This window comes from Streptosporangium subroseum (genome assembly GCF_900188345.1).
In the GTDB taxonomy this organism is placed as follows: Bacteria; Actinomycetota; Actinomycetes; order Streptosporangiales; family Streptosporangiaceae; genus Streptosporangium; species Streptosporangium subroseum.
In genome coordinates this window covers 336,974-350,043 of record NZ_FZOD01000003.1, presented here as the reverse complement: position 1 = coordinate 350,043, position 13,070 = coordinate 336,974, and the positions used below count along the sequence as shown (strand labels likewise).

The following is a 13,070-nucleotide window of genomic DNA, read 5'->3' as shown; positions in this document are numbered from 1 at the left end:
TTGAAGACGGCGGTTCCGTCCGCCGTGTCGGCGGCGGGTCGGACGATCACCTACTCCTACCTGGTCGTCAACACCGGAAACGAGACGTTGACGGGTGTGGTAGCGACGGATACGGCGTTCTCGGGTTCGGGGACGCCTCCAGTGGTGACGTGTCCGGTGACGACGCTGGCGCCGCAGGCTATGACGACGTGCACCGGCACGTACGTGACCACCCAGGCGGACGTCGATGCCGGTTCGATCGTGAACACCGCGGTCGCCTCGGGCACTCCACCGACGGGTCCCGCAGTGACCTCGGCTCCGTCGACCGCGACCGTTGGCATCACCTCGGCGCCCAGTCTGACGTTGCTGAAGACGGCCTCGCCGAGCACGGTGACGGCGGCCGGCCGTACGGTCACCTACTCCTATCTGGTCGTTAACACCGGAAATGCGACGTTGACGGGTGTGGCCGTGGTGGACACGGCGTTCTCGGGTTCGGGGACACCCGGGGTGGTCACGTGTCCGGTGACGACGCTTGCGCCACAGGCTACGACGACGTGCACCGGCACGTACGTGGTGACACAGGCGGACGTCGACGCCGGTTCGGTGGTGAATACGGCGGTCGCCTCGGGTACTCCGCCGGCGGGTCCCGCGGTCACGTCGGCTCCGTCGACGGCGACGGTGACCATCACCTCGCGTCCGGAGCTGTCGCTGTTGAAGACCGCTTTCCCGTCGGCGGTGACGGCGGCTGGTCAGACGATCACCTACTCGTACCGGGTCGTCAACACCGGCAACGCGACCTTGACGGGCGTGAGTGTGGTGGATACGGCGTTCTCGGGTTCGGGGGCACCTCCGGTGGTGATGTGTCCGGTGACGACGTTGGCGCCGCAGGCCTCGACAACCTGCACCAGCGCCTACGTGACCACCCAGGCGGATGTCAACGTCGGGTCGATCGTGAACACCGCGACGGCCTCGGGCACTCCACCCGTGGGCCCCGCGGTGACCTCCGATCCGTCGACGGCGACGGTCACGGCGACGTCGGTTCCTGGTTTGACGGTGGTGAAGACGGCGTCGCCGAGCACGGTGACGGCGGCGGGGCAGAGGATCACCTACTCCTACCTGGTCGTCAACACCGGCAACGCGACGTTGACCGGTGTGGTCGTGGCGGACACGGTGTTCTCGGGTACGGGGACGCCTCCGGTGATCACGTGTCCGGTGACGACGCTGGCGCCGCAGACTATGACGACCTGTACCGGCACTTACATGACCACCCAGGCGGATATCGACGCCGGTTCGATTGTGAACACCGCGACGGCTTCCGGTACTCCGCCGACGGGTCCCGCGGTCGCGTCGGCTCCGTCGACGGCGACGGTCGCGGCGACGTCGGCTTCTGGTTTGACGGTGGTGAAGACGGCATTGCCGTCCACGGTGACGGCGATGGGGCAGAAGATCACCTACTCCTACTTGGTCGTCAACACCGGCAACGCGACGTTGACCGGTGTGGTCGTGGTGGACACGGCGTTCTCGGGTACGGGGACGCCTCCGGTGATCACATGCACGGTGACAACGCTGGCACCGCAGGCCATGACGACGTGCATCGGCACCTACGTGACCACGCAGGCCGACGTCGATGCCGGTTCGATCGTGAACACGGCGGCCGCCTCGGGCACTCCACCGACGGGTCCCGCGGTGACGTCGGCTCTGTCGACCGCGACCGTCAGCGTCATCTCGGCGCCCAGCCTGTCGTTGCTGAAGACGGCCTCGCCGAGCACGGTGACGGCGGGGCAGAGGATCACCTACTCCTACCTGGTCGTCAACACCGGAAACGAGACGTTGACCGGGGTGGGAGCAGTGGACCTGGCGTTCTCGGGTACGGGAACACCTCCGGTGATCAGTTGCCCGGTGACGACGCTGGCGCCGCAGGCCTCGACGACCTGCACCGGCACGTACATGACCACCCAGGCGGATGTCGATGCGGGGGCGATCGTGAACACCGCGGTCGCCTCGGGCACTCCACCGACGGGTTCCGCGGTCATGTCTTCGCCGTCGACCGCGACGGTCGCGGTCACGGTCGCCGCGTCGTTGACGCTCGTCAAGACGGCTGATCCGTCCACGGTGACGGTGGCAGGGCAGAGTGTGACCTACTCCTATCTGGTCGTCAACACCGGCAACGCGACCCTGACCGGGGTGGGGGCGACGGACACGGTGTTCTCGGGTACGGGAACGCCGCAGGTGATCAGGTGCCCGGTGACGAGGCTGGCACCGCAGGCCTCGACGACCTGCACGGGCACGTACGTGGCCACGCAGACGGATGTCGACGCCGGTTCGATCGTGAACACCGCGACGGCTTCCGGTACTCCGCCGACAGGCACCGCGATCACGTCGGCTCCGTCGACCGCGACGGTGACCGCTACGCCGAATCCCGGCCTGACGTTGTCGAAGACGGCGACTCCCGGCAGGGTATCGGCGGTGGGCCGGACGATCATCTACTCCTACCGGGTCGTCAACACCGGCAACGTCACGTTGAGCGGTATCGAGATCAAGGACACCGCTTCCAGGCGGTCGGGGGTACCCTCGGTGATCAGGTGCCCGGTGACGAGGCTGGCGCCGCTGGCCTCGACGACGTGCACGGGCGCGTACGTGGTGACGCGAGCGGACATGAACGCCGGTTCGATCGTGAATACGGCGGTGGCCTCGGGCGCTCTGCCGACGGGCGCGGTCACCACCTCCAACATGTCGACCGCGACGGTTGTGACGGTCAGGCCACGGGCCGGCGGTGCCGGCAATCAGAACTGCCAGGTTCACAAGTCCTGGTCGAATTCCAGGAAGACCAAGATCACTGATCGCCGTAATCACCATCACCGGCATCACGGAGGTCACTGGAATCGCCACCATCGGCATCACGGGGGCCACTGGAAGCACCATCACCGGCATCACGGAGGTCATCCGAAAAGGCATTGTTGAGCCCGGCCTCATCCGGATAGGTGGGGACCATCGCCTGGGCAACGAGAAGCGATCGGATCGACGCTTGTAACGGCGATGGCCGGTCATCGCACCCGATAGGCCGGGAGAAGGTCCACCCGGTTGACGACCGGATGTGATTTCGCGGTGGGCGAGGCGGCGAAAGCCGCCTCGCCCACCGCGAAATGCGTATGAGCACAGGCGGCTTTCGCCGGTGTGAAGCCGCCGGGCCCGCGGCGAGGCGTTCCGCGGCGAGAGCCGAACCGATCGCGCCGGCCCGGTTCGCCGGGCATCGGGCTCGTCCAGGACGAACGCCCATCCGAGCATCGCAAGACCGGCGACTTCAAGGACGACGACGCGGCAGCGACCGGACTCGACGGGATGTAGACCGTCGGCACCTCGATATTGGAATGGTCTTATCTGTCATATAAGACAGGAGGGGAGAATTCCATCTCGATGAGCGTGAATATTACCTCAAAACCGGGTCAGTGATGGACAACGAAGAATGCCCTCTGCCGAGGGCGGTTGTATCGTCGTGGGTGATATGGCATTCACTGATCCATGGCAATCGCGAAGAAATGGCTTCGGCGGTCATCCTGTGTACCGAACGCGCAGGATCCGTGAGAATCCGGTGCATCCAGTGGGTGTCCTCGGCCTGGCGCTGTGATTCCGTATAGGCCGAAAAGTTGAACGCCAATATAAATCAACCGATATTGCGGGAGTCGTTCAGTGAATATACGATTTGCGTCACCTTCGGTGGTAAAAGTCCCTGCGCTGGTGATATTGGCATCCGTGCTGGCCGCCGGATGTTCTCCGAACGCGGACACCGTGCGCAACGTCTCGGCGGTGTCGGAAGGGCAGCCGGCCGCGGCGCCGACCGCGAAGGACAAGGACGCGGGGGCGAACCCACTTCCGACGAAGATGGCCAATGACCCCGGCATCCGCCAGAACATCGTTCAGACCAAATGCGAGGCCATACCGGGCGGTTGGAGTGCTCAGGGAACGGCGAAAAACCCTGCGAAGAAGGCCGTCACCTACAAGATCATTGTTCACTTCACCACCACCAAGGCGACAACGCTCGACTACGCCCAGACCCTCGTGAAGGTGCCCCCGGGCAAGACGGTCGACTGGACCGCGAAGAAGCACTTCGCGGCGAAGCCGGAGATGCTCTGTCCCATGCCCGGGATCAGCATCGTGTCCTGAGGCGCCCGCGAGTGTCCGGTGTCGTCAAGGCCATCGACCCGCCCGGTACACGGCGGTTCGGAGCATGCCCGGAGGTCCTTGACGATGCCGGACCGCGCCTTGACCGCCGAATCGGCTGGGTCGCCTTCGGCGCGGACACACCGGAGGCGATCCGGCCGGACCGAATCCTCATCGCGGCATGAGAGCACAACGGCGGCGGCCGAAACCCTGTCGTCCGAGCGCTCTACCGTGGATATGGTCGCCGAATGCCCGATGCGATCTTTGCCCACCCTCGCCTCGCCGCCATCTACGATGCCTTCGACGGAGACCGCGACGACCTGACGGCCTACCTCCACATCGCCGATGAGCTGGGCGCGGACCGTGTGCTCGACGTCGGCTGCGGTACCGGGTGCCTGGCGCTTCTGCTTGCCGAGAGCGGCCGTACCGTCGTGGGCATCGATCCGGCCGAGGCATCACTGGAGATCGCGAAGTCGAAGGATCTGCCCGCGAGGATCACCTGGGTCCACGGTGATGCCACGACGGTGCCGGCGCTCGGCGCCGATCTTGCGGTGATGACGGGAAACGTGGCGCAGGTCTTCCTCACCGATGACGACTGGACGCGGACTCTCCAGGGCATCCACGCCGCACTTCGTCCACGTGGCCACTTCGTGTTCGAGACCAGGCGTCCCGAACGCCGGGCATGGGAGGAATGGGCTGCCGACGCCGCCCAGGTCATCCTCGACATCCCGGGGAACGGACCGGTGGAGCAGCGTCGTGAGGTCACCGACGTGAGTATTCCGTTCGTCTCCTTCCGCTACACCTACAGGTTCCTGTCGGACGGCACGGTGGTCACCTCCGACTCGACCCTCCGGTTCCGCGGTCGCGACGAGGTGGAATCGAGCCTGGTCGCCAACGGCTATCGAGTGCTGGATGTGCGAGAAGCCCCTGATCGACCAGGTCGCGAGTTCGTGTTCATCTCCGAGCGCACGACCTGAGCCGACGGGACGGTTCCGGAGCGCACTCACATCGGTCGCTGCCTGCCACGCGTCGGCGGATGGCCACGCGGCAGGCGCGCGATGCGGCTTCCAACGGCAGATCACCGAGACCCCAGCGATCATGGGAGAAGTTCATCCTGCCGCTGTCAACGACATCAGATGAATTTGCAAGATCCAGAAAAGCCTGGAAAGCCGCAATTTCCTAGTCTGATTTCAGGCGAGCCGACACCTCGATCGATATGTTGTCTTGAGGAGAGGTGGATCTCACGGGCCGTGCTGGACAGTTGTTCCCACAGCTCATTGCTCATCCGTTAGTCCTTTCCTGACCGGAACTGTGCGCATGTTGATACGCCTTGGCGATCTCCTCGGGCAGACGGCCACGGTCACCGACGGCATAGCCCTGGGTGCGGGCCCAGGCGCGGACCTGCGTCGTGGTAGGGCCAACCGAGGAGTTCCTGAGGCGGGGAATACTCAGTGCCTCGATCGGTGATTCGCTCATGTCATTGGAGTCCCCGTCTTCGAGGCCGTCCCAGCCTTCGCTTCCCGACAGAGCCAGGATGTTCCACGACGAAGGCGCGTCGTTCTCTTCTCCGGCCGATATCTCAATCTCGCTTGGGAGGATTCCCCGGCGATCGAGCTCGGTCCAGAGAGACTCCATGGCCGCCGAAGGGTCGAAGTAGAACTCGCTCTCGCGGATGCGCCAGAACCGCCACCCCGCGCGTTTGAGTTCGCGTTCCCGGTCGAGGTCCTCTGCTCGTTGCTCGGGTGTGCCGTGCCAGAAGTCGCCGTCGCACTCGACTGCGAGACGTCCCTTGGCGCCGCTCACCACGAGGTCGATCCGGCGGCCGTTGACCTCCACCTGGGGGACGACGTGGTACCCCCGCCGGCGGATGTGCAGGAACACGCGCTGCTCGAAGAGCGAGTCGAACTCGGGATGAGGATCATCGGGGGTCACGTCGCTCAGCGAATCCGCGAGCAGCGTCGCGGGCGGGTTCAACATGTAGGTGAGCAGCGATCGGCGAAGGCACACCGGAGAGAGGAGATCGGGACTGACGGAGTGGAACAACCACATCTGGTCCTTGGCCCGCGAGGCGGCCACGTTGAACCTGCGCTGCCACTCGGTGCTCGTCACCGCAGTGCGTTTCTCGGCGACCACCATCGAGAGGAACACCACGTCACGCTCGTCGCCCTGGAAGTCGGGAGGCGTGCCGACCCTCAGCCGTCGCTTCTCCCAGTCCTTGGGATCCAGCCGGTCGAGAAGCATGTTGTGGAGAAGTTGCACCTGCCCGGTACCCTGCAGCACGACAACGCCGAAGGTCTTGTCCTTGTAGGCCGGGTCCTCCATGCAGGCGAGGATCCGATCCACGATCGCCTCGGCCTCCACGACGTTGCGCAGCCGGGTCGCCGACCCCTCACTCTGCGCGCCGGTGACGCGCACCACCCGCAGTGGCGGCAAGCGGTCGGCGCCGAACTGCCGGAGCGGCACCAACGGCTCGTCCGCGTAGAACTGCCGTGACGAGAAGTCAATGATCTCCGGCATGCATCGGAAATGCTCCTTGAGCCGCAGGACAGAGCCGAACCTTGTCGCCAGCAGGTCGAACAGGCTCGACTTGGGGGTGAAAGCATCCCGAAGATAAGGGGGCATGTCCGGTAGATAAGTCGACAGTTTCGCGAAGATCGGTTCCAGCTCGCCATGACTCACGACGGAGGGCGCACACTGTTTGTCGTCACCGACGACGATGACGCGAGGAGCCAGCCAGAGCAGGAAAAGCGCTTCGATGCTCGCCTGGCTGGCCTCGTCGACGATGACCACGTCGAAGGAGTCGCGAATCGGCGGAATGGTCTCCAGCACCTGCTGAAGCGGCATGATCCATGCTGGGACGGCGTCACGGGCGTGCACCATGGCCTCGCGCGCGAGGGACTGGTATCTACCGGCATATCGTCCGGTGCCCTTACCCAGCTTGCCGATGTGGTCCTGATAGGCGCGCAGCGCGGTCGTCTGGTGGGAGGTCATCCTGCTCAACGCCGCCTGCCAGGCCTGCTCGGCGGCGAGCTCGGCGGTCAGCCGCATCTCCCGCGCGTTCGCCGCCTCGAGTTCGGCCTCCAACCGCTGTTCGAGACCCGGCCGGCGTTGCTCGACGAAGAATGTCTGCGCCCTGGCCCACGCCCATGCACGGTCCCAGGTGGAGAAGCGGAGCTGCCACGTCTGTGCCTCACGCAGAAGGCCGAGCAGCGCTGGGTGAGCACTGCGGACTCGACCCGAGAGCTCTTCGCAGCGTTGTTGTTCGACCTGTTCGCGCTGCGCGTCGACGAGAGCGGTGAGACACAGCTGGTAGGTGATGCCGTCACGTGCGGCCACCGAGCGTCCGGCCTCGAGCAGTTCTGGGGCCGGAGTTCCGAGACGAGCCTCGTGCTGGAGCGTCGTGTGGAGGTCATTGAGTGCCGAGGTGGCTCGCTCGGCCTCGGCCTGAAGCTGTACGGCGCGCAGAGCCGTCACGTAGGACAGCCATTCCGCGGGAGTGCGGAGCCAGATGTGCACGCCGGCTGTGGTGAGCAGCCGCGCCGTTTCCGTCACCGCTGACGTGATCTGACGCACCTGGTCGAGCCGGTTGAAGGCGTCGCCGAGCTGCGCCACCGTGCGTTGGAGGGGCAGGTCCCGCGGAAATGCCACCCCCACCAGCTGCCAGCCACGCAGGAGTTCGCCGACCGTGGCCCGGCCCTCGAGCTCGGCGATGACCAGTGACAGAAGCTCGGCGTTGGACGGCACGATTCCGTCGACCAGCGTGCCGGCCAGCCACGGCTCGGCCTGCTTCTGCACCGCGGACTTGAACAGCCCGCGTTTGAGCTGGTTGCCCGCGGCGAAGTAGTCGCGTAGCGCTCGCATGGACTGGAGGTAGGCACCCGTCGTACCCGGTGAGTCCATCGGCGGATAGTCGATTTTACGGAAGCCGACGGAGCGGATCGCATCCTGGGCTGCGGCAAGGCGATCCGTGTGCGCGGCCAGCTGATCCCAGACGGCGGTCTCACGGCTGCCGAGTCCGTCTGCCAGCGCGCTGACCGTCCAGTCGGCCGGATCCCAGTCCGATGCCTCCTCAGGCATGCCGAGCTGCTGGAGACGGAGGGCGACATCGGCCGCGATCACCTCCAGCCGGCTGATCAGATGGGGAGCGAGGTGCTCAAGTCGCGCGGAGATGTCCGTCTGGGCCTGCCGGGCCATATCCTGCGCGGCGACCTCCGCCGCGATTAGACCCTTGAGCTTCTCCGCGCTGGGCAGCGCGGCCACATCGGGGATGCGCTGGGAGGGCCTTGCCTTGCGCCCCGAGGTCTCTCCAGCGAGCAGGGCGATGAGGTCGGCAGCCTCGCCGACCGTGATCGGGGGTAGGGGCGAGGCCGAGGCCGGTAGAGGAACCGGCATCCACGAGCATTCGGGTTCCTCCCGCGTCAGGCGCCGGACCACGTCAGCGAGAGTTCCCGAGTAGTTGGCGGCGATCTCGGGGTGACGGTAGGTCTCGGACTCGCGCAACGCCCGGATCCGCTCGGTCAGTTCGACGGTCGTACGGCGGGCGGAGTCGAGCTGGTGCCGCTTCTCGGCGATGCTCTTGGCCTGCCGGGTGGCATCAAAGGATGAGAAGCGGTTCGACAATGCCTTCACGCCGCCCTCGAGCTCCGCGGAGCCGCCACGGCCGAGGTCGGTCATGGAGACGCACAGGTTGGCGATCTCTACCGGGAGCTTGTCCCGCAGGACTCGGAGCGCCTGCGCCTTCTGGCTGGTGACCAGCACCCGCTGACCCTGAGCTAGCAGAGATGACAGCAGGTTGGCGATGCTGTGGGTCTTTCCCGTTCCTGGCGGGCCCTGAACGACGACGCCATTGTCCGAGCGCAGACGCGTCATGATCGTGCGCTGCTCGGGGTTCGCGGGGAGCGGGAACAGCGGATCCTGCCCGAGGGTGTCTCCTGACGCGACCCCTCCGTCCTGCAGGAAAGCCATACGTTCCGTCGGCTCAAGGGGACTGACGAGCTGTGCCAGTCCGAGGGGTGTCTGGGCGTCCGGCCCGGTCAACGTGGAGATCATCTCGTCGTAGTAGGAGATCAGGGAGCCGTGATCCCGCTTGCGCAGTACAAGCGCGGGTGCCAGCCGTACCTCCGCGAGCTGTGCGGAGGCGTCGCCGGAAGCCCAGTCAGGCCGGTACCGGGGTTGGGGGTCGGATTCCAGCCCGCGGTCGCACCACGACTCCAGCAGGTCGGTCACAGAGGCCTGGAGTCCGACACCCTCCCCCTCCCTGGCGCGCAGACGGAGACGATCAGTCCGTTGCGGGCTGAATCCGTCGAGGTCGGCCAGCAGCTCACGGTCCTGGAGTTTGGCCGCCGTCTCGCCCAGCAGGACGTCCACTCGTTCGGTATCCTGGTCGACCCGGAGGTGAAGGCGCGTCGAGAGCAGGTGGTTGCGGACACGGGTGCCGTCGGGTGCGGTCCAGGAGAGCAACCCGGTTGCCAGGACCAGTTCCCATTCGTCGTCGATCTGGCCGAACTGGTTGGAGATCGAGTAGAGATCGCGATGCCAGCGCTGCTGCCGTACCCGCTCTCGTTCCTGATCCGCCCATGTCCGCCAGTGGGGGAGCCACTTGCCGTAGGCCTCGACCACATCCGGCCGATCCTCCTGGGTCTCCCACCGTGACACCGGGCTGCCGTCTTCGTCGGTCTCCTCGATGCGACGCAGACCGGTCTCGGAGAGTTCGGGAGCATTCAGCTCGGGATCTATGAGCTCGTCCTGCCGCAGCCACCCGTGGAGCTCGTCCGGCGGAGCCGGATGCGGGGCGCTCCGGACGTGATCAACGGAGAAGAGGACCTCGCCGAGCCCCGCATCGCGATGAGGCTCGACCATGTCCGGGAGGTCCGCCAGCCAGAGAACCTGACCGTGGTTGCGGAGGTCTCGGACGGGGACACGACGGGCGGTTGCCAGGTCGCGAAGAAACTCCACCAGTCGCGTGGTGGAGTCGACCAGGCGAGGGTCACGGGCCCAGGACTGCTGCGCACTCACGCGGCTCTTCTCTCTTTCGGGTTGTACGGCTGGCGCTTGCGAGGTTGGTGCAGGTGGAAACGGGGATGCCGGGCGAGGTAGTACTGCGGGGCGCAGGCGATGCCGAAGGCCTCCAACCTGACCTCCTCTGTCGCGTTCCTCAATTCGAAGGAATGGATCGTTCCCGTAATGAGACGGCTTTTCAAGCCTGCATCATCGCAGCCGACGGCTCAGGCGGACTTCAGCCAATCGATGACGGCCCAGCGGATTTTCTGGTTTTCGATGGTCCCAACGTCGGGGAAGAATCCTAGATCACATTCCGGAAGCTCGCTGATGAAGAGCGTGCCGATCACCTCGAAGTCCCAGCAGTCACACTCGTCGACGAGGTGATCCTCCGGTGTGCAGCCCGTCGTCCGTATCACGTGGAGCTCGTAGAAGAACTGATCGGAGTCCTCCAGCGCGACGTCGTCGGGCAACCGATCCAGGGCATCGTCACCACTGGCGTCCATGTCGAATGCGACGCGCCAGCCGAGGATGGTGTCCGGTTCGAGGTTCATGGCATGTGATCACTCATAGTCGAAGGGGCTCGTGTCTCTGTCGGAGTGGGGGCTCGGCATGGCAGGAGCGGTCGGGTGGTTGTCAGGGAGATGGAGAAGCTCGCGGGTGTGGTCGTCGAACTCCAGCAGTTCCCACTCGATTCCGGTGATCCAGGTCTCGTCCATCTGGGCGAAGCCGGTCAGGGCTCTGATGATCAGCTCGGTGTCCTGGGTGAAGGCACAGTAGTGACGCAGGTATGAGCCTGCGCGGTGTTCGATCTGATAGGTGCCTTCGGGCACGCCGTACACGCCGCCGCAGGCAACCTGGACGTACCAATCCAGGTCCGGATGGTCCCAGTCCTCGTCGCCTTCGCTGGAGAGCCCCTTGACGAGGCGGAGGTTCCAGTGCTCATGGGTGAGGCCGGTGACCGCTTTGCGGACATCCGTCTCGTCGGGGCCGACCGTCCAGGAGTCGTCGGGGAAGATCAGGTACATCGGGGTTGCTCCTCGACTGGTCGGTTCGTACGGGTGTTGGGAAGGTGGTCGCCGAGGTAGCCGATCCAGATCTTGCAGGCGTGCCGCCGGAGTCGTCGTGACAGTACATCCGTGGCGCGGGGTATCCGACGGACCGCACGTCTCAGCGGCGGGTCAGGGCCCAGTTGCCGTCGGCGTTGACCGTGACCAGACGAGTGCCGGTGGGCAGCAGGACCTTGCCGCGGTAACGACCGATCTCGTTGATGAGGTGGTTGGGATAGCCGCCGATCCGGGTGTGGCCGTGGACGATGAAGTTGGACTCGCCGTTGTACGAGGCGCTCATGGTGCGCAGGCCGCGAGTGGGCGAGAGTTTGAGGACTTGGTCGCCGGAGCCGCGGATGGTGCCGGAGCACCAGCAGCGGGCACCGGAGACCGGCTTGAAGGTGGCGGTCCAGGCGCCGTCGGCCTTGATCTCCAGTGCCGCGATCGAGGTGCTTCCGTCGCCGTTGTAAAGGACGGTGCCGTCATAGGAACCGATCTCGTTGACCAGATACTCGCTGACTTTTCCGCGCTGGCCGATCGTGTGGACGATGAAGTTGGACTCGCCGTCGTGGGTGAAGCGGATGACACCGGGCGTCTTGGTGGCGCGGATGCGGACGACCTGGTCGCCCTCACCGCTGTAGGTCTTGTCGGCGTGTGCGGTGGCGGCGGTGAATCCGCCGGTGGTGAGGGCGACGGTGGTCAGGGCGAGTATGGCGAGCAGACGACGGAGCATGTGGTTCTCCTTGAGGGGATGTACGGTCCGGCACCGGATCAGGGGAAGGCGAGTTCGCGTGCGAAGCCGGTGAGGTGCGGCTTCTGTACAGGATCTTCGGTCGTTCTACTTGGGCGTCCGCCAGTCGGGGTAATGGCGGGAGGGGATGCCGTTCGAGTCCAGCCACTCCCGGAATCGGATCTCGGCGTCGTCGCGTTCTCCGATGACCTCGGCGATGGCTTCGAGCAGGACCGCGCCCGAGTGCTCAGTGCGGGCCGCCCGCTGTATGAGGTGGAGGTGTTCGGCGTTGACCGTGGTGGCGGTGTCCCACTCACCTGGCCTGTAGATTCCTTCCACCATGGAGCCGTGGCCGATCAGGATCAGCCGGCCGTTTCCGTGGAGCTCAAGCACGAGACGCGGGCGGATGCGACTGGAAGACCATGGCCTGTCGTACACGGTGAGGAAGACGATCTCGTCGGAGCCACGCATCGTCGGTCCGGTGCTGTCAGCTGTTCAGGGCGACGGTGACGCCGTCGGAGAAGATGGAGTCGTGTAGCTCGACTGCCTTGATCTTGAAGTCCTTGGGAACGTCGAAGAGCAGGATCCCCTTGACGGTGTTACCGGGGTTGATGTTGTTGAGGAAGGCGTTGGAGTTCTTCAGGCCGAGGGCGGCGGCGCCGGAGTCGGTGTCGTACTTCCTGTTCCTGCTGTCGATGAGCTTCTGCGAGGAGCCGCTGAACAGCTGAGCCTCGTCTCCGATGTTCTTCACGGTGACGTGCACGAGGATGTACTGGCCCTGGGCATCCGAGCCGAGGTACTCGTCGCCGACCCGTGCGACACCCGTCTCGACCTTGGTGGCCTTGAAGGAGAACTTGCCGTCCTTGACCACGTCGCCGATTCCGGCCTGCTCCGGCTCGGCCCGCTTGGACTCGGTCCTCTTCTTGGCGGAGGTGGAGGCTTCGGCGACCGTGGTGTCGCCCGAGCCGGTGGGTGTTTCGCCGCCTCCGCCGAGGATCCCGCCGACAACCACCAGGCCGGCGAGCACGGCCGCACCGATGAGGACCGCGCGCAGACAGCCGCCGCCCTTCTTCTGCACGATCACGGTCTGCGGGTAGGGCTGGGAGTGGCCGTACTGCGGAGGCTGCTGGTTTCCATGCATGACAAGGCTCGCCTTC

10 protein-coding genes are annotated in these 13,070 nt (G+C 65.5%); 3 read left to right on the top strand and 7 right to left on the bottom strand.

The genetic code is table 11. The annotated features are described in order from the left end of the window. From CHC08_RS05210 to CHC08_RS05200, 3 genes are all read left to right on the top strand, one after another. The coding region (locus tag CHC08_RS05210) for a beta strand repeat-containing protein (protein ID WP_218825131.1) at window positions 1–2,940 on the top strand (2,940 nt) is incomplete at its 5' end. A 789-nt stretch (window positions 2,941–3,729) separates the two neighbouring features. Beyond that, window positions 3,730–4,140, top strand: a complete 411-nt coding sequence (locus tag CHC08_RS05205; protein ID WP_089205986.1) for a hypothetical protein — start codon at window positions 3,730–3,732, stop codon at window positions 4,138–4,140. A 245-nt stretch (window positions 4,141–4,385) separates the two neighbouring features. Further along, window positions 4,386–5,114, top strand: coding sequence for a class I SAM-dependent methyltransferase (locus CHC08_RS05200; protein WP_089205985.1), 729 nt, complete (start codon window positions 4,386–4,388; stop codon window positions 5,112–5,114). 304 nt (window positions 5,115–5,418) lie between these two features. On the opposite strand, the gene CHC08_RS05195 is transcribed toward CHC08_RS05200, so the two are convergent. The 7 genes from CHC08_RS05195 to CHC08_RS05165 form a co-directional block, all read right to left on the bottom strand. Beyond that, window positions 5,419–10,152, bottom strand: coding sequence for an AAA domain-containing protein (locus tag CHC08_RS05195; protein ID WP_089205984.1), 4,734 nt, complete (start codon window positions 10,150–10,152; stop codon window positions 5,419–5,421). Continuing rightward, entirely contained in the window at window positions 10,149–10,295 is a 147-nt protein-coding gene (locus CHC08_RS49315) for a hypothetical protein (protein WP_179281891.1), read from the bottom strand. Before CHC08_RS49315 ends, CHC08_RS05195 begins: the two co-directional genes overlap by 4 nt. A gap of 66 nt (window positions 10,296–10,361) precedes the next feature. Further along, on the bottom strand, window positions 10,362–10,688 hold the full coding sequence (locus CHC08_RS05185) for a hypothetical protein (RefSeq protein WP_089205982.1): 327 nt from the start codon (window positions 10,686–10,688) through the stop codon (window positions 10,362–10,364). A gap of 9 nt (window positions 10,689–10,697) precedes the next feature. Next, on the bottom strand, window positions 10,698–11,162 hold the full coding sequence (locus CHC08_RS05180; protein ID WP_089205981.1) for a hypothetical protein: 465 nt from the start codon (window positions 11,160–11,162) through the stop codon (window positions 10,698–10,700). Window positions 11,163–11,304: 142 nt separating this feature from the next. Next, window positions 11,305–11,916, bottom strand: coding sequence for a hypothetical protein (locus CHC08_RS05175; RefSeq protein ID WP_089205980.1), 612 nt, complete (start codon window positions 11,914–11,916; stop codon window positions 11,305–11,307). 105 nt (window positions 11,917–12,021) lie between these two features. After that, the gene (locus CHC08_RS05170; protein ID WP_089205979.1) at window positions 12,022–12,384 is read right to left on the bottom strand and encodes a hypothetical protein; all 363 of its coding nucleotides are present in this window, start codon (window positions 12,382–12,384) and stop codon (window positions 12,022–12,024) included. Window positions 12,385–12,400: 16 nt separating this feature from the next. Further along, window positions 12,401–13,054: a DUF4352 domain-containing protein gene (locus CHC08_RS05165; protein WP_089205978.1), complete on the bottom strand. Its 654-nt coding sequence runs from the start codon at window positions 13,052–13,054 to the stop codon at window positions 12,401–12,403. Window positions 13,055–13,070: the final 16 nt, after the last annotated feature.

Excerpts from the sequence above, each read along its gene's own strand:
- CHC08_RS05180 (WP_089205981.1), bottom strand. The coding sequence starts at position 11,162 with ATGTACCTGATCTTCCCCGACGACTCCTGGACGGTCGGCCCCGACGAG.
- CHC08_RS05165 (WP_089205978.1), bottom strand. The coding sequence starts at position 13,054 with ATGCATGGAAACCAGCAGCCTCCGCAGTACGGCCACTCCCAGCCCTAC.
- CHC08_RS05175 (WP_089205980.1), bottom strand. The coding sequence starts at position 11,916 with ATGCTCCGTCGTCTGCTCGCCATACTCGCCCTGACCACCGTCGCCCTC.
- CHC08_RS05200 (WP_089205985.1), top strand. The coding sequence starts at position 4,386 with ATGCCCGATGCGATCTTTGCCCACCCTCGCCTCGCCGCCATCTACGAT.
- CHC08_RS05170 (WP_089205979.1), bottom strand. The coding sequence starts at position 12,384 with ATGCGTGGCTCCGACGAGATCGTCTTCCTCACCGTGTACGACAGGCCA.
- CHC08_RS05185 (WP_089205982.1), bottom strand. The coding sequence starts at position 10,688 with ATGAACCTCGAACCGGACACCATCCTCGGCTGGCGCGTCGCATTCGAC.